The organism is Amycolatopsis vastitatis, from assembly GCF_002234595.1.
Taxonomy (GTDB): Bacteria; Actinomycetota; Actinomycetes; order Mycobacteriales; family Pseudonocardiaceae; genus Amycolatopsis; species Amycolatopsis vastitatis.
Map to the genome: position 1 here is coordinate 39,580 of NZ_NMUL01000045.1, position 21,381 is coordinate 60,960.

Below are 21,381 nucleotides of genomic sequence, written 5' to 3' on the forward strand. Positions count from 1 at the left end.
TCAAACCCCCAAGCCGGGCGAAGCGGACGGATTTCGAGACTTCCGTCCCGGCCTCGGGAGTGTCAAGAGACTAACGTCGGAGGCATGCCGACCGTGGAAGCGCCGATCGCCGCCGTGACCGTCTACCCGCAGCAGGCCCGGATCACCCGCCGGGGCCGCGTGCCGCTCGACGGTGGATCGCGCCAGACGTTCACCGGGCTGCCCCTGGCGCTCGACCCGGGCTCGGTGCGCGTCACGGGCACCGGGGCGGCGCTGATCACCGGCGTCGACGTCCGCACCGAGCGGCACGCCGCACCGGCCGACGCGGCGTTGCGGGCGCTCGTCGAGCAACGGCGTTCGGACCAAGCCACGCTTGACGGCGTCGTGGACGACGAAGCGGCCGAAGCGATGAAGGTGGATCTGCTGACTTCACTCGCGAAGCGCAGTGGCGGCAGCTTCGCGAAGGCGCTGGCCGCCGGGACCGCTGAGCCGTCACGAGTGGCCGAGGTGACCGACGCGCTGAGCGAGCGGCTGGCCGCGGCGTTGAAGGCCCGTCGCGTCTTGAGCGAGCGGATCGCCCGGCTGCAGGAGGACCTTGCGGCGCTCGACCGCCGGATCGAGGCGCACAGCGCACGGTCCGAACAGGACAGTACGTCCGTCGTCGTGGAGCTGGAGATCTCGGATCCCTCGGGAACGGCCGAGCTGGAACTGTCCTACGTGGTCCCCGGGGCGAGCTGGGAGCCGGGATACGACGTCCGGGTTCGCGGAACTGACGTCACGGTGATGTCGTACGGGCTGGTCAGCCAGCACACGGGCGAGGACTGGCCGGAATGCGAACTGGCCCTCTCGACAGCCCGGCCGGCGGTGTCCGTGGTGGTCCCGGAACTTCAGCCGTGGTATCTCGACCGCGTGCGCCCGGTCCCAGTGGCGCCCGCGGCCCCCGCGGCGGCGTACGGCGGATCGGGCGGCGGCATTCCCGAAGGCGCGCGGGGGCGTTTCGCGGCGTTGGCGTCGGCTCCGGCCATGGCACCGAAGTTCGCGGCGGTCGAGCAAGGAACGACTGCGGTCACGTACCGGCCGTCGCGCCCGGTGGCGGTTCCTTCGGGGGCGCAGGGACACCGGACGACGTTGGCGCAGCTGGATCTCACGGCGTCGCTGGGGCACGTCACGGCGCCGGTGCTGGCCGAAGAGGCTTACCTGCGGGCGACGGTCGTGAACACCTCGGAGCACGCCTTGCGCCCCGGACGCGCTTCGGTGTTCCACGACGCGGAGTTCGTCGGGACGACTGTGCTGGAGCCGTGGGCACCCGGTGAGGATCTGGAACTGGCGCTGGGCGTCGACGACAGGATCCGGGTCGAGCGGGGGCTGGTCCGGCGCACGGCTTCGAAGGCGACGCTGTCCGGGCAGAAGCGGCGGGAGGCGGAGTACCGGATCTCGGTGGGGAACCACGGGCCGCGTCCCGCTGAAGTGACGGTGCTGGACCAGGCGCCGGTGTCCCGCGACGACACGATCACGGTGAAGGACGTTCGATCGTCACCTGACCCGGTCGAGACTTCGGAGCTGGGCGAGTTGACGTGGAAGCTGACGCTGGGGCCGGGCGAGACGGGCGTGGTGACACTTTCGTACCGGGTGGATGTCGCGAAAGGCGTGGAACTGTCCGGCTGGCGGGAGTAGGCGAGCCGGCTCGCCCGGAGATGGGCGAGCCGGCCGGACCACTAACCCTGCGAGATGTAAGCCTGGAGCTGTTCCTGGCTCTGCTCCAGCTGTTCCATCCGGTTCTTCACGACGTCCCCGATGGAGATGATCCCGGCCAGCCGGCCGTCGACGAGGACGGGGACGTGGCGGATGCGGCGTTCCGTCATCAGGACCGACAGCTGGTCCACCGAGTCGTCCGGGCCGCAGCTGGCCACCAGTTTCGTCATGATCTCCGACACCGGCCCGTCGAGCAGGCCGGGGCCGTGCTCGTTCAGCCGGCGGACCACGTCGCGTTCCGAGACGATTCCCGCGATCGAACCGTCCGGGGCGACGACCACCATCGCGCCGACGTTGTGTTCGGCCAGTCCGGCCAGCAGCGTGGTCACCGTGGTCTCCGGGGTGACCGTCGCGACCGCCGACCCCTTCTTGCGCAGCAGATCCGCAATCCGCATGGCGATCCTTCCCGTCGGTGAGCTGGATCACCACAGGTTAGGGCCACCCGGGCCAGTGCGAAAGTCCGGCAAACGGGGCGTCTTCGTGGTATTCAAACCGATTCAGGCGAGGCGGCCGGCCAGGTCCTCGACCGCGAGCCGGATCCCGGCGGCGTAGTCGTCGTCGCCCAGGGCGTCGAGGCGGGCACGCGCCAGCGCGAGCTGGTCGCGGGCCGCGGCCAGGTCGCCGAGCTTGCGGTAGTCCTCGCCCAGGTTGAGGTGCAGCGACGGGTAGAACCCGCGCACCGCCAGCGACGAGTGGTACTCCTGCGCCCGCGAGTCGGTCAGCGAGTCGGCCGCCGCCAAGGCCCGCAGGTCCCACTCGAGTTCCTCGGCCGGGTCGTCGCAGACGTCGGCCATGTGGTGCGCCAGCGCGACGCGGTGCAGCGGGTCGCCGTCCGGGCCGATCGAGGCCCACAACGTCGCGAAGGTCGCGTACGCGCCCGCCCGGTCGCCGCCGATGTGCTGCCGCAGACCGGCGTCGATCGCCACCATCACGTCGTCGGTCATGCCGCTCCTTCGTCCGCCAGCGCGCGCAGCCGGGCCAGCCCCGGCTCGATCCGCTCGGCCGTGACCGAACCGTAGCCGAAGACGAGCCCGTGCCGCCGCTGCTCCCCCACCCCGAAGTCGCCCAGCGAGTACAGCCGCACGCCGCGACGTCGCGCGGCGCGGACCAGGCCGCCGCAGTCGGCCGGCGAGACCGCGCTCAGGTGCAGGCCCGCGGTCGACGGCAGCGGCGTCAGGAAGTCCGCGAAGTCCCGGGCGAGCGCCGCGGACAGGATTTCGTGCCGCTCGCGGTAGATCTTCCGCATCCGCCGGACGTGCCGCGCGAAGCCGCCTTCGGCCATGAACGCCGCCAGGGCCGCCTGCTCGACGTTCGGCGCGTGCCAGTCGGTCAGGTAGCGGGCTTTGACCAACGCGGGCACCAGCGAGAGCGGCGCGACGAGAAACCCGAGCCGCAACGCGGGCGAGAGCACCTTCGAGAACGAGCCGACGTACACCACGCGGCCCCGGGAATCCAAGCTGTGCAACGGTTCCAGCGGCCTGCCGGTGTAGCGGAACTCGCTGTCGTAGTCGTCCTCGACGAGCACCGCGTCGTTCCGCTCCGCCCAGTCGAGCAGCTCCAGCCGGCGCTCCAGCGACATCGGCAAGCCCAGCGGGTACTGATGCGACGGCGTGACGTAGACCAGCCGCGTCCCCGCCGGGATGGCGCCGACGACGATCCCTTCGGCGTCCACCGGCACCGGCGCGACGCGGACGCCACGCGCGCCGAGCACCAGCCGCGGTGGCGGGTACCCCGGGTTCTCGACGGCGGCCAGGTCACCGGCTCGCAGCAGCACCCGCGCCACCAGGTCGGTCGTCTGCTGGGCGCCGGCGGTGACGACGACCTGCGCCGCGCTCGCCCGCACGTCGCGCGACACCCCGGCGTGCCGGGCGATCTCCGCCCGCAGCGGCGCGTGGCCCTGCGGGTCGCCGTAGGTCATCAGGCCGGCCTGGCCTGCCCGCAGCCGCTGCGTGACGAGGCGGCGCCAGGTGTCGAAGGGGAACAGCGCGAGATCGGGGACGCCGGGCCGGAAGTCGAACTCCGGTGCCGGGGCGAAGGGCGCGGGTGGCGGCGGGACGGCGTCCCATTCCGGGAGCGGCCGGAGGCCGGAGACGGGCGACGGCTCGGGGCGCCCGGCCGGGGACGCCGTGACGAACGTGCCCGCGCCGACGCGCCCGGCCAGGAAGCCCTCGGCGGTGAGCCGGTCGTAGGCCGCGCTGACCGTCGTCCGCGAGACCGCCAGCCGCTGCGCGAGCTCACGGGTCGGCGGCAGTGCCTCGCCGGGCCGGACGCGGCCGTCCAGGATCGCGGTACGGAGCTGCCGGTAGATCGCGTCGCGGTGGCCGCGCGTCCCGGTCAGGTCGATGTGGATCTCCACCGCTCCACTCTAGATTGGCCCACGAAGGTTGGGCGGGAGTTGGCACTTCTCGTGGTCCGCTCGCCTGCCTAGCGTGCGAAGCATGGATCTCCGCGAACTCGACCGCCGCACCCTGCTCGTCCTCGACAAGCTCGTCGCCGCCGCGACCCCCGCCGACCTCGGCCGTCCCACGCCGTGCGCCGGCTGGACCCTGGCCGACCTGCTCCGCCACCAGGTCAGCGAGAACCACGCCTTCGCGACCGCCGCCCGCGAAGGCACGGCTCCGGACTGGGACGCCGGCGACCTCGGTGACGACGCCTACGCCGCGTACCAGGCGTCCGTCGACGACTTCCTCGACGCCTTCGCCGACGACGCCGTGCTCGGCCGGCAGCTGGCCGTCAACCACTTCGGCACGTTCCCCGGCACGTTCGCGGCGCACATGCACCTGGTCGACACCGTCGCGCACGGCTGGGACCTGGCCCGCACGCTGGGCCTGTCCTACGAGCCGGACGCCGAAGCCGTCCGCGTCGCCTTGAAGCTGGCCGAGCGCATCCCGGACGAGGGCCGCGAGGTCAACGGCTCCTTCGCGCCCAGTGTCGAGGTGCCGGCGGGCGCGAGCGAGCTCGACCGGTTCCTCGCCCTTCTCGGCCGCGACCCGGCCTGGAGCGTCAGCTGATCTCGCCGGCCTCGGCGCTCCACGTGTCGCACGCCTTCGTGGCCTTGCCGTCGTAGCCCGCCTTCGCCCAGGACAGCTGGTGCTCGCGGGAACCGTGCGTGTCACTGTCGTTCGCGCGGCCGTAGTCGGCGACGGCGGCGTTCGCCAGCGACCGGCTGATCGAGCCCGAGCCGGCGACGGCCGCCAGGAACAGCGCGCCGAAGCAGTTCGCCTGCAGCTCGATCCGGCGGACGACCTCCTTGTCGGCCGGGCTGTGCTCGTCCGGCGACGTCATCTTGTCCGCCGCCGCGGACAGGATGCCGCTCTCCCGCTGCACGTGGTGGCCGAACTCGTGGGCGATCGTCGCGATATGCCGCGCCTTGTTGAGCCCGGCGTCCGACAGCATCCACTCGGTCGGGGCGTAGATCGTGGTGTCACCGCCGCAGTAGTAGGCGACGGCTTCGTTCTCCGTCGGCGCTTCGCCACAGGCGCTGTGGCCGGGCAGCGTCACCGAGACGGTCACCGCCAGCGTCGGCTCGTTCGCCTTCTCCAGCGCCGGGCGCCACGACTGCTCCAGGCAGTCGGCGAGCGCGCCGTAGTAGGCCTTGAGCTGCTCGGGCGCCCGGCCGAGGTCGGGCAGGGAGCAGGTGGCGGGCCCGGGGGTGATGCCGTCGCCGAGCAGCGGGTTGCGGGCCAGCTCCGGCACGGCCTTCGGGGGCTTCTTGTCCGAGCCGCCACCGTAGGCGCGGCCGGTGTCGGCACCCTGCGCGACGACGGCGTGCCCGTCGACCCGGCGCGGGATGGTCGCGGCGATCAGGGAAAAGGCGACCACGACGATCATCACTCCGCCGACGGCGCCCCAGAGCCGGCTGCGCGGCGGGGCGATCGGGACGGGCGGGGCGGCGGCCCAGTTCGGAGCCCACGGGTTCGGCTCCGGCACCCACGCGGGCTCCGGCGGCCTGGCCGTCCCCGGCCATGGCGGTTCGGCGTCGTTCACGTTCTCCCCCTGCTGCTGTCGCACCAGCATACGGACACCCCGGGAGGCAGGGATCACGAAACGAAAACGCCACCGGGTGGCCACCGGGCCTCGGACCAGGCGAGACTGTCTGTCATGAGTGTCGAGGATCCCCACCTGTGGCTCGAAGAAGTGACCGGCGAAGAAGCGCTGGACTGGGTACGCACCCGCAACGACGAGACGCTGGCCGAGCTGACCACCGGCGCGCGGTTCGCCGAGCTGCGTGACGAGCTGCGCGAGGTGCTCGACGCCGACGACCGGATCCCGTACGTGCGCCGCCGCGGCGAGTTCCTCTACAACTTCTGGCAGGACGCGAGCCACCCGCGCGGCCTGTGGCGGCGGACGACGCTGGAGTCCTACCGGCAGGCCGAGCCCGAGTGGGAGCTGCTGCTCGACGTCGACGCGCTGGCCGAGGCCGAGGGCGAGAACTGGGTCTGGCAGGGCGCCACCGTGCTGCGGCCGGGCTACCGGCGCGGCCTGGTCGAGCTGTCCCGCGGCGGCGCGGACGCCACGGTGGTCCGCGAGTTCGACCTCGACGCGCACGAGTTCGTCGAAGACGGGTTCACGGTGCCGGAGGCGAAGACGCGGATCGGCTGGATCGACGCCGACCGCGTCTACATCGGCACCGACTTCGGCCCGGGCTCGCTGACCAGCTCCGGCTACCCGAGGCTGGCGAAGGAGTGGCGGCGCGGCACCCCGCTCGCCGAAGCCGTCACGGTCTTCGAGGGCAAGCCGGACGACGTCTCGATCGGCGCCTCCCACGACCCGACCGAGGGCTTCGAACGCGACTTCGTCAGCCGCGCGATCGACTTCTACCGCTCGGAGCTGCACCTGCGGACGTCCGGCGGGCTGGTCAAGATCGACGTCCCGGACGACGCGAGCGCGTCCGTGCGCCGCGAGTGGCTGCTGGTGCGGCCGCGGACGGCGTGGACCGTCGGCGGCACGGAACACCCGGCGGGCTCGCTCATCGCCATCCGCTTCGACGCCTTCATGGCCGGCGACCGGTCCTTCACCACGCTTTTCACGCCCGACGAGCACACCTCGCTCGAATACTGGGCCTGGACGCGCAACCACCTGCTCCTCGGCACGCTGCGCGACGTCCGCAGCGAGCTGCGGACCCTGACGCCGGGCCCGGACGGCTGGACCGACGAGCCCTTGGCGGGCGGGCCGGAGTTCGGCAGCGCGGACATCTTCGACACCGACCCCGACGTCAGCGACGAGTACCTGATCGACTCCAGCGGCTTCCTCCAGCCGTCGACGCTGAGCTACGGCCACGTCGGCGAAGAGGTCGAAGTGCTGAAGCAGGCTCCGGCGTTCTTCGACGCTTCGGACATGAGCGTCGCGCAGTACTTCGCGACGTCGGAGGACGGCACGAAGATCCCGTACTTCGTCGTCCGGCCGTCCGGCGCCGAGGGCGGCCCGACGCTGCTCACCGGTTACGGCGGTTTCGAGGTTTCGCTGACGCCGTCGTACAGCGGGATGATCGGCCGCGGCTGGCTCGCGCGCGGCGGCACGTACGTCGTGGCGAACATCCGCGGCGGCGGCGAGTACGGGCCCGGCTGGCACACGCAGGCCATCAAGGCCGAGCGGCACCGCGTGTACGAGGACTTCGCCGCGGTGGCCGCGGACCTGGTTTCGCGGGGCATCACGACGCCGGCGAAGCTGGGAATCCAGGGCGGCAGCAACGGCGGGCTGCTGATGGGCGTGATGCTGACGCGCTACCCGGACCGGTTCGGGGCGATCGTCAGCCAGGTCCCGCTGCTGGACATGCGCCGCTACCACCTGCTGCTGGCCGGCGCGTCGTGGATGGCGGAGTACGGCGACCCGGACGACGCCGCGGAGTGGGCGTACATCGGGGCGTATTCGCCGTACCAGAACGTCCACAGTGGACGAAACTACCCGCCGTCGCTGTTCGTGACGTCGACGCGGGACGACCGCGTGCACCCGGCGCACGCCCGCAAGATGGTGGCGCGGATGCGCGAGCAGGGCCACGACGTCCGCTACCACGAGAACATCGAAGGCGGCCACGGCGCTGCCGCGGACAACGAGCAGCTGGCGTTCAAGTGGGCGCTGGTGTTCGAGTTCCTGTGGGAGCAGCTCGGGTAGCGACGGGGCATTTCGCGAGAGGGGGATGGGGTGCCGGCCGGCACCCCATCCCCTCTTCGTCAGCTACAGCCCGACGTCGCTCCGCAGCCTTCGCAGGCGTAGCACGAGCCGGCCGGTCGCATCTTCGTGCCGCACGTCATGCAGAGCGGGGCGTCCGCCGCCTTGCCGAGGCGGAGCTCCATCAGCTCCGTCGTCGTCTGGGCTTCGCGGTGCGGGTGCTCGGTTTCCTCGGCGTGCGGCTCCGGCGAAGAATCCACTGTGGACTGCAAGGCTTCGAGGTCGACGCCCGGGTTGCCGTAGGTCGCCTCGACCTCCGCCGACCGCTCGTCCGCGGACAGGATGCCCAGCTGCGAACGCTTGTCGTAGGGCAGGTAGTCCAGCGCCAGGCGGCGGAACAGGTAGTCCATCACGCTCGTCGCGATGCGGATGTCCGGGTCGTCGGTCATGCCCGCCGGCTCGAAGCGCAGGTTGCAGAACTTCGAGACGTAGAACTCGAGCGGGATGCCGTGTTGCAGGCCCACCGAGATCGACATCGAGAACGCGTCCATCACGCCGGCCAGCGTCGAGCCCTGCTTGCCCAGCTTGACGAAGATCTCGCCGAGGCCGTCGTCGGGGTACGAGCCCGCGGTCAGGTACCCCTCCGCGCCGCCGACGGTGAACGACACCGTCTGGCTCGGGCGCTTCTTCGGCAGCCGCTTGCGCACCGGCCGGTACTCGACGACCTTCTCCGGCTCGGCGGCCGCCGTATCCTTCTTCGCCGTCGACAGCGGCTGGCCGACCTTGCAGTTGTCGCGATAGATGGCCAGCGCCTTGAGGCCGAGCTTCCAGCCCTGGAAGTAGATCTCCTCGACCTCTTCGACCGTCGCCGTCTCCGGCATGTTGACGGTCTTGGAGATCGCGCCGGAGAGGAACGGCTGCACCGCGGCCATCATCCGGACGTGCCCCATCGGCGCGATCGAGCGGGCACCGACCGCGCAGTCGAACACCTCGTAGTGCTCCGGCCGCAGCCCCGGCGCGTCGACGACGTGGCCGTGCTGCGCCACGTACTCGACGATCGCCTCGACCTGCTCGTCCTGGTAGCCGAGCGCGGTCAGCGCACGCGGCACCGTCTGGTTGACGATCTGCATCGAACCGCCGCCGACCAGCTTCTTGAACTTGACCAGCGAGAAGTCCGGCTCGATCCCGGTGGTGTCGCAGTCCATCATGAAGCCGATGGTCCCCGTGGGCGCGAGCACCGACGCCTGCGCGTTGCGCCAGCCGTGCTTCGTCCCGATGTCGATGCCCTTCTTCCACTCCTCCGTCGCCAGCGCGCGCACGGCGGCGTCGTTCGAGTGGTAGGTGCGGACCAGCTCGTTCGCCGCCGCGTGCTTGCGCATGACTCGCTGGTGCGCCTCGTCGTTGCGGGCGTAGCCCTCGTACGCGCCGACAGCGCGGGCCAGCTCGGCCGAGCGCCGGTACGACACGCCCGTCATCAGCGACGTGATCGCCGCCGCGAGCGCGCGGCCGCCGTCGGAGTCGTACGCGTGGCCCAGCGCCATCAACAGCGCGCCCAGGTTCGCGTATCCGATGCCGAGCTGGCGGAACTTCCGCGTGGTGTCGGCGATCGGCTCGGTCGGGAAGTCCGCGAAGCAGATGGAAACGTCCATCGCCGTGATGACGAATTCGACGGCGCGGGCGAACAGCGGCGCGTCGAACGTGCCTTCGGGCGTGATGAACTTGAGCAGGTTCAGCGACGCGAGGTTGCAGCTGGAATTGTCCAGGTGCATGTATTCGCTGCAGTTCGCGACGACGGTGCCGCCGACGACGTAGGAATGGTTTCGCGGTTCCGTCAGGTTGAACGTGGTCTCGTAACCTTGGGAGACCCGGGAAACCAGGCGAACGGTCTCGTCGACGTCGTAGCTCTTGTGGTTCGCCAAGACCTCGGTCAGCTTCGCGGACTTGTCGGCGTGGTCGAACCCGACGAGTTCGGCGAAGGCAGCCATGTGCCGCCCGGTGATCCGGAGGTCGAAGCTCGAACCATCGTTGCCGTAGGTGCGATCGTCGCCGTCCTTCGTCGTGTACCGGAACGACGCGGTCTTCGTCCCGGCCCGGTGAATGCGCCCACGGATGCCGAGGCTGGCCAGCAGCTCCTGGACACCGATGAGCAGCTCCTCGGAACGGCTCCCCAGCCCGACGTAGCGAGTGCCCTTCGCCAGCTGGTTCACCACACAGCCGTCGGCATCGAAAAGACCGCGGAGGAACGCCGTGACGATGTCCTCCGGCGCCGCGTAGATCGGCTCGGGCACGACCTTCTCCGAAGAACGGCCGTCCGAGACACCCAACGCCCTCAGCAGGTACGCGAACCGGTTTCGCATGGCGCGGAGCTGGACGGTTCCGTTCGCCTGCGCGCTGGGCTTGCTCTCGAATCCGGTGATCGCGGCGAGCAGTGCGCGGTGCCTCGGCAGGAGTGTCTCGCGTTCCCATTCCGTCCCGTAAACGGTGACCGCCCCAGCGCCGGTCAGGCAGCCGTCACCCACGAGCCAGCCCACGTAATGCGCGAACTCGGCATCCCACTTCTCCGGCACAGCCCGCAACGCCTTGCCTCGCGCTTGGTTCGCGACCTGGAGAGCCAACGGCGGCAAGGCGGCCGAAGCATATGGCCTCGGCGCGTGCTCCACGGATCGAACGACCTGATCGGCCTCGGTCAGCCGGTCGGCGTGCACCCAGCCCTGGTTCGCCGTCCACACGCGGTGGTTGGGTGTGCACCGCAGCCGCGATCCGTCACTGAACCTGAGTTCGACTATCTCGTTGGTGCCGGTGACCATGTACCGCGTCGGCGAGGTGGCGAGGATCCGCGGCCGCGGATCGTCCGCGTTGGTCACATCGTTGGTGTAGACGGCGAAGGTCTCACCGAGCGCCGCCCGGCGCACCAAATCACCGATCCGCACGAGCCCGGCATCGGTCACCACTCGTTGATCACCGGGGAAACAAGGGTTGGACGCGGTGATCCGCCCGGACTCCGGACACGTGTGCCAGTCGTTGATCGTGCCGTCGTACTGGATGCCGGGGTCGGCGCACTCCCACGCGGCCTGGGCCATGCTGCGGAAGAGCTTCTTCGCGTCGGTCCGCTCGATCACCTCGCCGGTGAGCCGGGCGCGCAGGCCGAAGTCGGTGCCGTTTTCCACCGCCTGCATGAACTCGTCGGAGACGCGGACCGAGTTGTTCGCGTTCTGGTACTGCACCGAGGAGATGTCCGCGCCGGAGAGGTCCATGTCGAACCCGGCGTCGCGGAGGACCTTGATCTTCTCCTCTTCGCGCGCCTTGGTCTGGATGAACTCCTCGACGTCCGGGTGGTCGACGTCGAGCACGACCATCTTCGCCGCGCGCCGCGTCGCGCCGCCGGACTTGATGGTGCCGGCCGACGCGTCGGCGCCGCGCATGAACGAGACCGGTCCGGACGCGGTGCCGCCGGAGGTGAGCAGCTCCTTCGAGGAGCGGATGCGGGAGAGGTTCAGCCCGGCGCCGGAGCCGCCCTTGAAGATGAGGCCCTCTTCGCGGTACCAGTTGAGGATCGACTCCATCGTGTCGTCGACCGCGAGGATGAAACACGCCGAGACCTGCTGTTTCGACGGCGTGCCGACGTTGAACCAGACCGGGGAGTTGAAGCTGAAGACCTGGTGCAGCAGCATCCAGGTGAGCTCGTGCTCGAAGATCTCCAGGTCCTGCGGCGTGGCGAAGTAGCCGTGGTCACCCGCGGCCCGGACGTAGGTCTTCACGACGCGGTCGATCAGCTGCTTGAGGCTGCGCTCGCGCTGCGGGCTGCCGACGGCGCCGCGGAAGTACTTGCTGGTGACGATGTTGGTGGCGTTGACCGACCAGAAGTCCGGGAACTCCACGCCGCGCTGCTCGAAGTTGACCGTGCCGTCGCGCCAGTTCGTCATCACGACGTCCCGCTGCTCCCAGGTCACCTGGTCGTACGGGTGCTGCCCTTCGGTCGTGAAGACGCGCTTCACGCTGAGCCCGCCGGCTGTCTTGCTTTTCTTGCCGGCGGCCGCGCCGGTTCCCGTACCCACGGTTTCGGTCATCGGTCGAACCCTCACTCCCGCAGCGGGACGGCTCAATCGCCGCCTTCGCGCTGATCGCTCTCCTGGGGGGCAGCAGAACCCGCCATGGCCTCACGAAGGTCGGCGATCTCCTTCTCGAAGTCTTCGACCGACGAGAAGGACCGGTAGACACTGGCGAACCGGAGGTAGGCGACCCCGTCGAGCTCACGCAGCGGGCCCAGGATCGCCAGGCCGACTTCATGACTGGGGATCTCCGCCAGCCCGGCGGAGCGGATCGACTCCTCCACGCGCTGCGCGAGCTGCTGCAGCGCGTCGTCGTCGACCGGCCTGCCCTGGCAGGCGCGGCGGACGCCGCTCACCACCTTGTCCCGGCTGAACTGTTCGGTGACCCCGGACCGCTTGACGACGGCGAGCACCATCGTCTCCGACGTCGTGAACCGCCGTCCGCACGACGCGCACGAGCGCCGCCTGCGGATCGCCTGGCCTTCATCCACCTCTCGGGAGTCGACGACCCGAGAGTCCGCATGCCGGCAGAACGGGCACCTCATCCGCCGATCACCTTCCCTCCGCGCCGGCCGCCCCGGTCGACGTCCCCGCGGCCACCACGCGTGGCCGGGGTTCTGACCACCCGGTACCCCTGCACCTGGTGATCGACTTGTGGACATCCGGTGGGTAAAGGCCGGCCAGCTGTGGACAACTGCTGCCCAGTCTACCCCAACCTGTGGACCAACTACAGCGGTGTAACTACTACATATAGCGGGCGAGCGTAGAACTCGGGGAGGGCGCGCGCAAGCCGGCGCGCATCCCGGAAGAAGGTTGCCCCGACGGTCCGCGACGGGTCAGGACCCGGGGACGACGGCGGGGTCGGCGACCGGGACCGTGAGCGACAGCCCGGGCACCAGGACGGCCTGGTCCAGGCGATTCAGCTCCTTGATCCGGGCGACAACCGCGCCAGGGTCACTGCCTGGCGCGAATCGCGCGGCCAGGGAGCCGAGCGTGTCACCCTGCTCGACCGACACCGCGGCCGTCCGTTCCGGCACCGGAGCACTCGCGGAACCGCCGCCGAAAAGACCCAATCCGGTGATCACCAGGCAGCTCGCGACGGCGAGCCCGGCGAGCCACGGCCACCGCACCGGCACGCGCCGGGGCGCCACGCACGGCGCGCCGGCCGGGCGGCGGCCCGCCACGACCCGCGCGCGCGTCGGCGGGCGGTGCACCTCGCCGCGGCGCCCGCGCAGCACGCGCACGGGACGGGGTTGCGCCGGGACCGGGGTCGCCGGGCGGGCTTGCCCGCGTTCGGCCAGAATGGACATCCGAACCTCCTCGAAACCCTGGTGTCCGCCCGATTCCCCGGACCGGGGCGGCCCGTGGATCAAGGTCGAACAGGCGTTCTATCGAACGCCCGTGCGAAGGTCTACCACCTACCACCGACAAAATCGAGCGGACACGGCGTGTCGATCGAACAGATGTTTGAAATCGCCGTGCCCGGGGGCTAACGTCGGTGACCAGGGCATCTGCCGGGCAGATGCCGCCGGCGAGCCTGCCCGCACCCCGCGGGCGGCGGCCGGCGCGCAGATACGTGCAGCGAACGTCTGGGAGGCGACGCAGTGGCGAAGGAGAACAAGGCGGGCAGGACCAGTGGGTCCCCCGGCGGCTCGGGCAAGGTGCACGCCATGCCCGAGGTGTACGACGTGGACGAGACGCTCACCGTCCGCCAGCAGCAGGTGCTCGACGTGATCCGCTCCTGGGTCAGCCGGTTCGGCTACCCGCCCAGCGTCCGGGAAATCGGCGAAGCGGTCGGGCTGACGTCGACGTCGTCCGTCTCGCACCAGCTGCGCGCCCTGCAGCGCAAGGGGTACCTGCGCCGCGACGCGAACCGGCCGCGCGCGGTCGGCGTGCTCTCGGCGACCGACGACAACCCCATGGGCATCGAGATGGACCAGCAGCCGGTCATGCCGAAGGCGGCGTACGTGCCGCTGGTCGGCCGGATCGCCGCCGGCGGCCCGGTGCTGGCCGAGCAGTCCATCGAGGACGTCTTCCCGCTGCCGCGGGAGATCGTCGGCGAGGGCGAGCTGTTCCTGCTGAAGGTCACCGGCGACTCGATGATCGACGCGGCCATCACCGACGGCGACTGGGTCGTGGTCCGGCAGCAGCCGGACGCCGACAACGGCGAGATCGTCGCGGCGATGATCGACGGCGAGGCCACGGTCAAGACCTTCAAGCGCAAGGGCGGCCACATCTGGCTGATGCCGCACAACGAGGCGTACGAGCCGATCCCCGGCGACGACGCGACGGTGCTCGGCAAAGTTGTCGCAGTCCTCAGGCGGTTGTAGCGAGTCGGATGGGGCGAGGTGTGTCCACAGAAAGCGTGGACCACGGCCGCTCGCTCCAAGTGTCTTCTGGGGGTGCAACCCCCAGAACCCGCCGGGGGCAAGCCCCCGGACCCCCGCCTCGGTCACCTTGGGCGTGAACGCCCGGGTTCGCACGGCTGAGGTTGGGTGTTTGAGTTTGGTTTGAGTTCACTGGATCGGGTGGTCTTGGCTGTGGGGAGCCATGACCCGCTAGTGGGTTCGGCGGCGCAGCCTTCTGAAGCCGAACCAGCCGATTCCGACCAGCGCCAGCGTGATCCCGGCGGCGGGGAGGACGGGGAGCCCGGCCCCGTCCCCCGCCGAACCGGACGACGCGCCGGTGCCTGCCGAGGACTTGCCCTCCGCCGGTGCGCCGGACTGCGCGGCCAACGCGGCCGCGCCCCGCACCACGCGGAGCGGCTGGCCCGTCCCTTCGCTGCCGGAGAGCAGCGTCCCGTCGGGATCGAACGCGATCGCCTCGCCCTGCTTCTCCCCCGGCAACGGGATCCGGACCGGGGTGCGCTGCAGCGCGGCCATGACATCGCCGTCGGGCACGGCGTAGAGGTAAGCGTCGGTGTAGGTGCGCAGCGCGACGACGCTGCCGTCGGCCGTCGAGGCGCCGCCGGTGACCAGCACCGAGCCGATCGACCCGACCGGGCCGCCCTGGGTGTCCGTGGCGGAGATCTTCAGCGAGCCGACCTTCTCCAGGTTGGTCGGCCCGGGACTCGCCAACGGCCCCGAAGGCCGGTAGACCTTCGCCTCGCCGAGGATGTCCTTGGTGATCAGGTACGGCGTCCCCGACTTGTCCATGATCAGCGCTTCGGTGTCGTGCTGGCCGTCGGGGTAGGTGAGCCGGTGCATCGTGACCTTGCCGTCGGGACTCAGCTCCTCCAACGCCACCGTCAGCCGGGCCTTGTTGTTGTCACCGGTGTCGGACAGCCAGAGCCTTCCGTCCGGGGTCCGGGCCAGGTCCTCGGGATCGAACGGGTCCGTGCGGTCGGTGATGACCTTCTGCACCTTGCAGTCCCGGCCCAGCACGAACACCTGGATCTTGGTGCCGCCGTCGTTCATCGCGTAGAGGTGCTCGCCGTCGGACACCAGGCCGGACAACTCGCCGATCCGCGAATCCTTCACCGTGCACAGCGTCTCGACCGCCGGAGCCGCCGATGCCGACGCCGGCCCGGTCAGAACCGCGAGAACCACCGCCGCGAAAGCGACCACCCAGCGCACCCAGCCACCTCCGAGTAAGTCCCAGCGTGCGATGCCCGTGCACCGCACGCCGGAAACTTACTCGGAGACGTGTCAGGCCCTGGTCGAGTTGGTCTCGTACTCGCGCAAAGCCGCCGCGAGGTCCGGGCGGACCCGGACCAGCAGGCGCGTGCCGTCCTCGACGTGCTCCTCTTCGACGACTTCGCCGTCCGCGTGCGCCCGCGCGACCAGCTCGCCGCGCGCGTAGGGCACGAGGACGTCGACCGTGACCTCCGGCCGCGGCAGGCGGTCGGCGATCACCTCGACGAGCTCCGCGATGCCCGCTCCGGTCCGGGCCGAGACCTGGACCGAGCCGGCCAGCGCGTGCCGCAGCCGGGCGAGGCTGACGTCGTCGGACGCGTCGACCTTGTTGATCACCAGCAGCTCCGGCGGGAGCGGCTCCTTGCGCTTGCGCGTGATCTCGCCGAGCACCTCGCGCACGGCGCTGACCTGCTCCTCCGGCGCCGGGTCGGCCCCGTCCACCACGTGCAGCAGCAGGTCCGCGTCGGCGGCCTCCTCCAGCGTCGAGCGGAACGCGTCCACCAGCTGGTGCGGCAGGTGCCGCACGAACCCGACGGTGTCGGTCAGCGTGTAGCCGCGCCCGTCCGCGGTCTGCGCGCGCCGCGTGGTCGGGTCGAGGGTGGCGAACAGCGCGTCCTCCACCAGCACCCCGGCCCCGGTCAGCGCGTTGAGCAGGCTCGACTTGCCGGCGTTGGTGTAGCCGACGATCGCCACGCTGGGCACCTCGTTGGCCAGCCGCCGCCCGCGCTTGGTCTCGCGGATGGTGTCCATGGCGGCGATCTCGCGACGCAGCTTCGCCACGCGCTTGTTGATCCGCCGCCGGTCGGTCTCGAGCTTGGTCTCACCGGGACCGCGCAGGCCGACGCCGCCGTTCGCGCCGCCGGCGCGGCCACCGGCCTGCCGGGACAGCGACGTACCCCACCCGCGCAGGCGCGGGATCAGATACTGCAGCTGGGCCAGCTCGACCTGGGCCTTGCCCTCCTTCGACCGGGCGTGCTGGGCGAAGATGTCGAGGATCAGGGCGGTCCGGTCGATGACCTTGACCTTGACCTTCTCCTCGAGCTGCCGCAGCTGGCCCGGCGAGAGCTCGCCGTCGCAGATCACGGTGTCGGCGCCGGTGGAACCGACGATGTCGCGCAGCTCCCGCACCTTGCCCGAGCCGATGTAGGTGGCCGGGTCCGGCTTGGTCCGCCGCTGGATGAGGCCTTCGAGGACCTCCGAGCCCGCCGTCTCGGCCAGGCGCGCCAGCTCGGCCAGCGACGCCTCGGACTGCAGGGCCGTGCCCTCGGTCCACACGCCGACCAGCACGACGCGCTCGAGCCGCAGTTGCCGGTACTCGACCTCGGTGACGTCGTCCAGCTCCGTGGACAGTCCCCTGACCCGGCGCAGCGACGCCCGGTCCTCGAGCTCCATTTCGCCTGTCGACGGGTCGCCGTCGTACAGGTCGTCGTCGTGGTCTTCGGTGTGTGTCAGTTCTGTCATCGTGCCTCCATGGTCCCACGATTCGCCGCGGGAACCGAACTCATTAGCTGCTGGGATAGGTGGCGAGGTAGACCGCGGTGCGTTCGGCGCCGGGACGGCGCGGGCGCGCGCGGAACTCCTCGAGCAGGGCGTTCAGCCGGGTTTCCAGCTCCGCCCGCTCCTCGGGGGCCACCTGGACGACCAGGCGTGACTGGTGCACGCCGTCGAATCCGGTCTCGGCGATCTCGGCCAGATAGGCCTCGAGAACCGCCTGTTCCACGCCCTTGTCACCGCATGAGTCGAGTGTCCACGAAAGCCCCGTCGAAAGATACGGGATTTCCTTGGCCCCCCGGGCGCCGCGGCGTGGCGGCTGCGCGGCGAGGAAGCCCGTGTCGACCAGCCTGCGCACGTGGTGCAGCGTGGTCGCCGGGTCCCGGCCCAGCCGCTGCGCGAGTTCCTTGTTCGTGAGCGCCTCCGAGAAGGTCAACCGGATGATGCGCAGCCGTATTCCGGAGGCCAGCGCGGCGGCCTCGGCTTCGGTCGCGGCGCGTCGTTTCGCAGGGAGCACGGCGCACAGCCTAGAGCGAACAGTGATTGACTCTTTCCAATCACTTGCGCCAGACTCGCGGGCATGCACAGGGGGTCACTTTTCCGCCACGCCGACTTCAGGCGGCTGTTCGCCGGCGACACGGCCAGCCAGTTCGGCGTGTTCGTCGGCAACACCGCCGTCCCGCTGCTCGCGGCCGTGACGCTGGCCGCGACGCCGTTCGAGATGGGGCTGCTCACCGCCGCCGAAACGCTCGCGTTCCTGCTGATCGGGCTGCCGGCGGGCGTGTGGGTCGACCGGATGCGCCGCCGCCCGGTCATGCTCACCGCCGACTTCACCCGGGCGGCGCTGCTCCTGAGCGTGCCGGTCGCCTGGTGGGCGGGGGTACTGACGCTCGCGCAGCTGCTGGTCGTCGTGTTGTTCGTGGGCATCGCGACGGTGTTCTTCGACATCGCCTACCAGTCGTACCTGCCCACGCTCGTCGGCCGGGAGCACCTGCTGGAGGGCAACGCCAAGCTGCAGGCCGTCCAGTCGACCGCGCAGATCGCCGGGCCGAGCGCCGCCGGCGTCCTGGTCCAGCTGGTGACCGCGGCGAACACCGTGCTGGTCACCGGCCTCGGCTTCCTCACGTCGGCGCTGTGCCTGCTGCGGATCCGCGCGCAGGAACCCGCGCCGGACCGCGGCGACAACCCCCGACTGCTCCCGCAGATCACCGAAGGACTGCGGTTCGTCTTCTCCGACAAGCCGTTGCGGTCGATCGTCGGCACGACGTCGACGGCGAACTTCTTCAGCGGCGCGTTCGCCGCCGTGTACGTACTGTTCCTGACGCGGACCGTCGGGCTGCCGCCGGCCGCGGTGGGCGCGCTCATGGCGGTCGGCGGCGCCGGCGGCATCCTCGGCGCGGTCTGCTCGGGCGCGATCACCCGGCGGGTCGGCCAGTCTCGCGCGATCTGGCTGATCCCGCTGGGCACCTTGCCCGGTCACCTGCTGATCCCGCTCGCCGCGCCGGACTGGCGGCTCGGGCTCGCCGGGTTCGGCGCGGCGCTCGGCTCGTTCGGCATCATCGTCTACAACGTCGCGCAGATTTCGTACCGGCAGGCGATCTGCCCGGACCGTCTCCTCGGCCGGATGAACGCCAGCGTGCGGTTCGTCGTCTTCGGCACGATCCCGCTCGGCGGGCTGCTGGGCGGCGCGCTCGGCGAAGGACTCGGGCTGCGCGGCGCGATGTGGGTGGCGGTCGCCGGCGAAGCCGCGTCGGTGCTGTGGGTGGTGTGCTCGCCCTTGCGGCACATGCGCGATCTGCCGACCGAGGCGAAAAGCGGTTCCGCGGCCGCCTAGAGTTGCTTCATGAGTACTCCATACGAGCGCCCGCGAGTCCCGGACAAGGTCGGTGTCGACGGTCTGGAGGCCAAGTGGGTACCCGTATGGGAATCCACCGGCGCCTACCGTTTCGACCGCACGAAGACCCGCGAAGAGATCTACTCGATCGACACCCCGCCGCCGACGGTCAGCGGGTCGCTCCACATCGGGCACGTGTTCTCCTTCACCCAGACCGACGTGGTCGCGCGGTTCAAGCGGATGCGCGGGTCGGAGGTGTTCTACCCGATGGGGTGGGACGACAACGGCCTGCCGACCGAACGCCGGGTGCAGAACCACTTCGGCGTCCGCTGCGAGCCGTCGCTGCCGTACGACCCGGATTTCCGCCCGCCGGAGAAGCCGGGCAAGGACGTCGTCGCGGTGTCGCGACGGAACTTCGTCGAGCTGTGCGAAGAGCTGACCGAGACCGACGAGAAGGTCTTCGAGGAACTGTGGCGGCGGCTCGGGTTGTCCGTCGACTGGACGATGACGTACCAGACGATCGGGCGTGAGTCGCGGCTGATCTCGCAGCGCGCGTTCCTGCGCAACCTCGAGCGTGGCGAGGCGTACCAGGCCGAAGCGCCGACGCTCTGGGACGTGTCGTTCCGCACCGCCGTCGCCCAGGCCGAGCTGGAGGACCGCGAACGGCCGGGCGCCTTCCACGACCTCGCGTTCACCGGTCCCGACGGCGCGGACGTCGTGATCGCGACGACCCGGCCGGAGCTGCTGCCCGCGTGCGTCGCGCTGGTGGCGCACCCGGACGACGAGCGGTTCAAGCCGCTCTTCGGGAAAACCGTGCGGACGCCGGTGTTCGGCGTCGAAGTGCCCGTGGTGGCCCACCACCTCGCGGATCCGGAGAAGGGCCGCGGCATCGCCATGGTGTGCACCTTCGGCGACACCACCGACGTCACGTGGTGGCGCGAGCTGCGGCTCGCCACGCGGGTGGTGCTGGGCCGCGACGGCCGGTTCCTGCCCGACGCGCCGTCCGGGGTGCCGGTGGAGGCGTACGCGCCGCTCGTCGGCAAGACCGTCCACACGGGACGCGAGATCATGGTGCGCCTGCTGCGCGAAGCCGGTGCCCTGCACGGGGAACCGCGGCCGATCACGCACTCGGTGAAGTTCTACGAAAAGGGCGACAAGCCCCTGGAAATCGTCGCCAGCCGGCAGTGGTACCTGCGCAACGGCGGGAACGACGCCGCCTTCCGGGAGAAGATGCTCGCGCGCGGCGAAGAGCTCAACTGGGTGCCGAAGCACATGCGCGTGCGGTACTCGTCGTGGGTGGAGAACCTGGCCGGGGACTGGCTGATCAGCCGCCAGCGGTTCTTCGGGGTGCCGATCCCGCTGTGGTACCGGCTCGGCGCGGACGGCGAGCCGGACTACGACGCGCGCCTGCTGCCGGACACCTTGCCGGTCGACCCGAGCAGCGACGTCCCGCCGGGGTTCACCGAGGAGCAGCGCGGGAAGCCGGGCGGGTTCGCCGCGGATCCCGACGTGATGGACACGTGGGCGACGTCGTCGCTGACGCCGCAGATCGTCGGCCGGTGGAGCATCGACGACGACCTGTTCGAGCGGGTGTTCCCCATGGACCTGCGGCCCCAGGCGCACGAGATCATCCGCACCTGGCTGTTCTCGACGGCGGTGCGCGCGGAGCTGGAGCACGGCGTACTGCCGTGGCGGGCGGCGGCGATCGCGGGCTGGGTGCTCGACCCCGACCGCAAGAAGATGTCGAAGTCCATCGGCAACGTGATCACCCCGGTGGACCTGCTGGAGCGCTTCGGCTCGGACGCCGTGCGGTACTGGGCGGCGAGCGCGCGCCCGGGCGTCGACACGGCGGTGGACGAAGGCCAGATGAAGGTCGGGCGGCGGCTGGCGACGAAGCTGCTCAACGCGAGCCGGTTCGTGCTGGGCCTCGGCGTGCCGATGCCCGGCGCCGTCGCCACCGAGCCGCTGGACCGGGCGCTGCTGGCGTCGTTGGCCGTCGTCACCGAGCAGGCGACGGCGGCGTTGGAAGCACTGGACTACGCCCGGGCGTTGCAGGTGACGGAGACGTTCTTCTGGACGTTCTGCGACGACTACGTGGAGCTGGTGAAGGGCCGCGCCTACGGTGACCGAGGTGACGACGCGGCCCAGTCGGCGCGGGCCGCGCTGGTGACCACGCTCTCGGCCCTGCTGCGGCTGTTCGCGCCGTTCCTGCCGTTCGCGACCGAGGAGGTCTGGTCGTGGTGGCAGGAGGGCTCGGTGCACCGGGCCGCGTGGCCCGCGGCCGCGTCGTCCGACGGTGACCCCGAGGTGCTCGCTTTGGCGGGCCAGGTGATCGCGGCGGTCCGCCGCGCGAAGACCGACGCGAAGGTGTCGATGCGCACGGCGGTGGAGAGCCTGACGGTGACCGGGCCGGCGGAGGTGCTGGCGCGGTTCGAGCAGATCGAGCCCGACATCCGCATCGCGGGCGCGATCTCGGACGTCACCACCCGCGAAGGCGACTTCGCGGTGGAGGCCAAGGTCTAGCCGGAGGGGC

General features: G+C 70.8%; 16 protein-coding genes. 6 read left to right on the forward strand and 10 right to left on the reverse strand.

Annotated features, from left to right (window positions below; genetic code table 11):
- Nucleotides 1-84 precede the first annotated feature (84 nt).
- Complete coding sequence (locus CF165_RS37570) at nucleotides 85-1,653, forward strand: DUF4139 domain-containing protein (RefSeq protein WP_093952357.1); 1,569 nt, start codon at nucleotides 85-87, stop codon at nucleotides 1,651-1,653.
- Nucleotides 1,654-1,694: 41 nt separating this feature from the next.
- Here the strand turns inward: CF165_RS37570 and CF165_RS37575 are convergent, their stop codons facing one another.
- The 3 genes from CF165_RS37575 to pdxR all read right to left on the reverse strand — a co-directional run bounded on the left by CF165_RS37575 (nucleotide 1,695) and on the right by pdxR (nucleotide 4,087).
- Nucleotides 1,695-2,126: a CBS domain-containing protein gene (locus CF165_RS37575; RefSeq protein WP_020644884.1), complete on the reverse strand. Its 432-nt coding sequence runs from the start codon at nucleotides 2,124-2,126 to the stop codon at nucleotides 1,695-1,697.
- Nucleotides 2,127-2,228: 102 nt separating this feature from the next.
- Nucleotides 2,229-2,675 carry a hypothetical protein gene (locus tag CF165_RS37580; protein WP_093952358.1) on the reverse strand — a complete coding sequence of 149 codons (447 nt, stop codon included), beginning with the start codon at nucleotides 2,673-2,675 and terminating at the stop codon, nucleotides 2,229-2,231.
- A complete protein-coding gene (pdxR, locus tag CF165_RS37585) occupies nucleotides 2,672-4,087 on the reverse strand; it encodes a MocR-like pyridoxine biosynthesis transcription factor PdxR (RefSeq protein ID WP_093952359.1) in 1,416 nt (471 codons plus the stop codon). The genes CF165_RS37580 and pdxR overlap by 4 nt, the downstream gene beginning before the upstream one ends.
- Nucleotides 4,088-4,169: 82 nt before the next feature.
- Between pdxR and CF165_RS37590 the strand changes: the two genes are divergently transcribed.
- Nucleotides 4,170-4,742 carry a TIGR03086 family metal-binding protein gene (locus CF165_RS37590; RefSeq protein WP_205661075.1) on the forward strand — a complete coding sequence of 191 codons (573 nt, stop codon included), beginning with the start codon at nucleotides 4,170-4,172 and terminating at the stop codon, nucleotides 4,740-4,742.
- Here CF165_RS37590 and CF165_RS37595 read toward each other — a convergent pair.
- On the reverse strand, nucleotides 4,735-5,718 hold the full coding sequence (locus CF165_RS37595) for a neutral zinc metallopeptidase (RefSeq protein ID WP_093952446.1): 984 nt from the start codon (nucleotides 5,716-5,718) through the stop codon (nucleotides 4,735-4,737). The genes CF165_RS37590 and CF165_RS37595 overlap by 8 nt on opposite strands.
- 114 nt (nucleotides 5,719-5,832) lie before the next feature.
- Here CF165_RS37595 and CF165_RS37600 point away from each other — a divergent pair, with 114 nt between their 5' ends.
- Complete coding sequence (locus CF165_RS37600; protein WP_093952361.1) at nucleotides 5,833-7,842, forward strand: prolyl oligopeptidase family serine peptidase; 2,010 nt, start codon at nucleotides 5,833-5,835, stop codon at nucleotides 7,840-7,842.
- A gap of 59 nt (nucleotides 7,843-7,901) precedes the next feature.
- On the opposite strand, the gene CF165_RS37605 is transcribed toward CF165_RS37600, so the two are convergent.
- From CF165_RS37605 to CF165_RS37615, 3 genes are all read right to left on the reverse strand, one after another.
- Nucleotides 7,902-11,906 (reverse strand): vitamin B12-dependent ribonucleotide reductase, encoded by a 4,005-nt coding sequence (locus CF165_RS37605; RefSeq protein WP_093952362.1) that lies wholly within the window; start codon nucleotides 11,904-11,906, stop codon nucleotides 7,902-7,904.
- Between the two features lie 32 nt (nucleotides 11,907-11,938).
- Nucleotides 11,939-12,433 (reverse strand): transcriptional regulator NrdR, encoded by a 495-nt coding sequence (gene nrdR, locus CF165_RS37610; RefSeq protein ID WP_093952363.1) that lies wholly within the window; start codon nucleotides 12,431-12,433, stop codon nucleotides 11,939-11,941.
- Between the two features lie 291 nt (nucleotides 12,434-12,724).
- Nucleotides 12,725-13,198, reverse strand: coding sequence for a LysM peptidoglycan-binding domain-containing protein (locus tag CF165_RS37615; RefSeq protein WP_093952364.1), 474 nt, complete (start codon nucleotides 13,196-13,198; stop codon nucleotides 12,725-12,727).
- A 360-nt stretch (nucleotides 13,199-13,558) separates the two neighbouring features.
- Here CF165_RS37615 and lexA point away from each other — a divergent pair, with 360 nt between their 5' ends.
- The gene (gene lexA / locus CF165_RS37620) at nucleotides 13,559-14,218 is read left to right on the forward strand and encodes a transcriptional repressor LexA (RefSeq protein WP_167441692.1); all 660 of its coding nucleotides are present in this window, start codon (nucleotides 13,559-13,561) and stop codon (nucleotides 14,216-14,218) included.
- A gap of 228 nt (nucleotides 14,219-14,446) precedes the next feature.
- Here the strand turns inward: lexA and CF165_RS37625 are convergent, their stop codons facing one another.
- The 3 genes from CF165_RS37625 to CF165_RS37635 all read right to left on the reverse strand — a co-directional run bounded on the left by CF165_RS37625 (nucleotide 14,447) and on the right by CF165_RS37635 (nucleotide 17,531).
- Nucleotides 14,447-15,463, reverse strand: a complete 1,017-nt coding sequence (locus CF165_RS37625; RefSeq protein WP_093952366.1) for an SdiA-regulated/phytase-like domain-containing protein — start codon at nucleotides 15,461-15,463, stop codon at nucleotides 14,447-14,449.
- Between the two features lie 72 nt (nucleotides 15,464-15,535).
- On the reverse strand, nucleotides 15,536-16,984 hold the full coding sequence (gene hflX, locus CF165_RS37630; RefSeq protein WP_093952367.1) for a GTPase HflX: 1,449 nt from the start codon (nucleotides 16,982-16,984) through the stop codon (nucleotides 15,536-15,538).
- 43 nt (nucleotides 16,985-17,027) lie between these two features.
- Entirely contained in the window at nucleotides 17,028-17,531 is a 504-nt protein-coding gene (locus CF165_RS37635; protein WP_093952368.1) for an ArsR/SmtB family transcription factor, read from the reverse strand.
- A gap of 63 nt (nucleotides 17,532-17,594) precedes the next feature.
- On the opposite strand from CF165_RS37635, the gene CF165_RS37640 reads away from it, so the two are divergent.
- Both CF165_RS37640 and valS read left to right on the forward strand, forming a co-directional pair.
- A complete protein-coding gene (locus tag CF165_RS37640; protein ID WP_093952369.1) occupies nucleotides 17,595-18,848 on the forward strand; it encodes an MFS transporter in 1,254 nt (417 codons plus the stop codon).
- 9 nt (nucleotides 18,849-18,857) lie between these two features.
- Nucleotides 18,858-21,371, forward strand: a complete 2,514-nt coding sequence (gene valS, locus CF165_RS37645; protein WP_093952370.1) for a valine--tRNA ligase — start codon at nucleotides 18,858-18,860, stop codon at nucleotides 21,369-21,371.
- Nucleotides 21,372-21,381 lie beyond the last annotated feature (10 nt).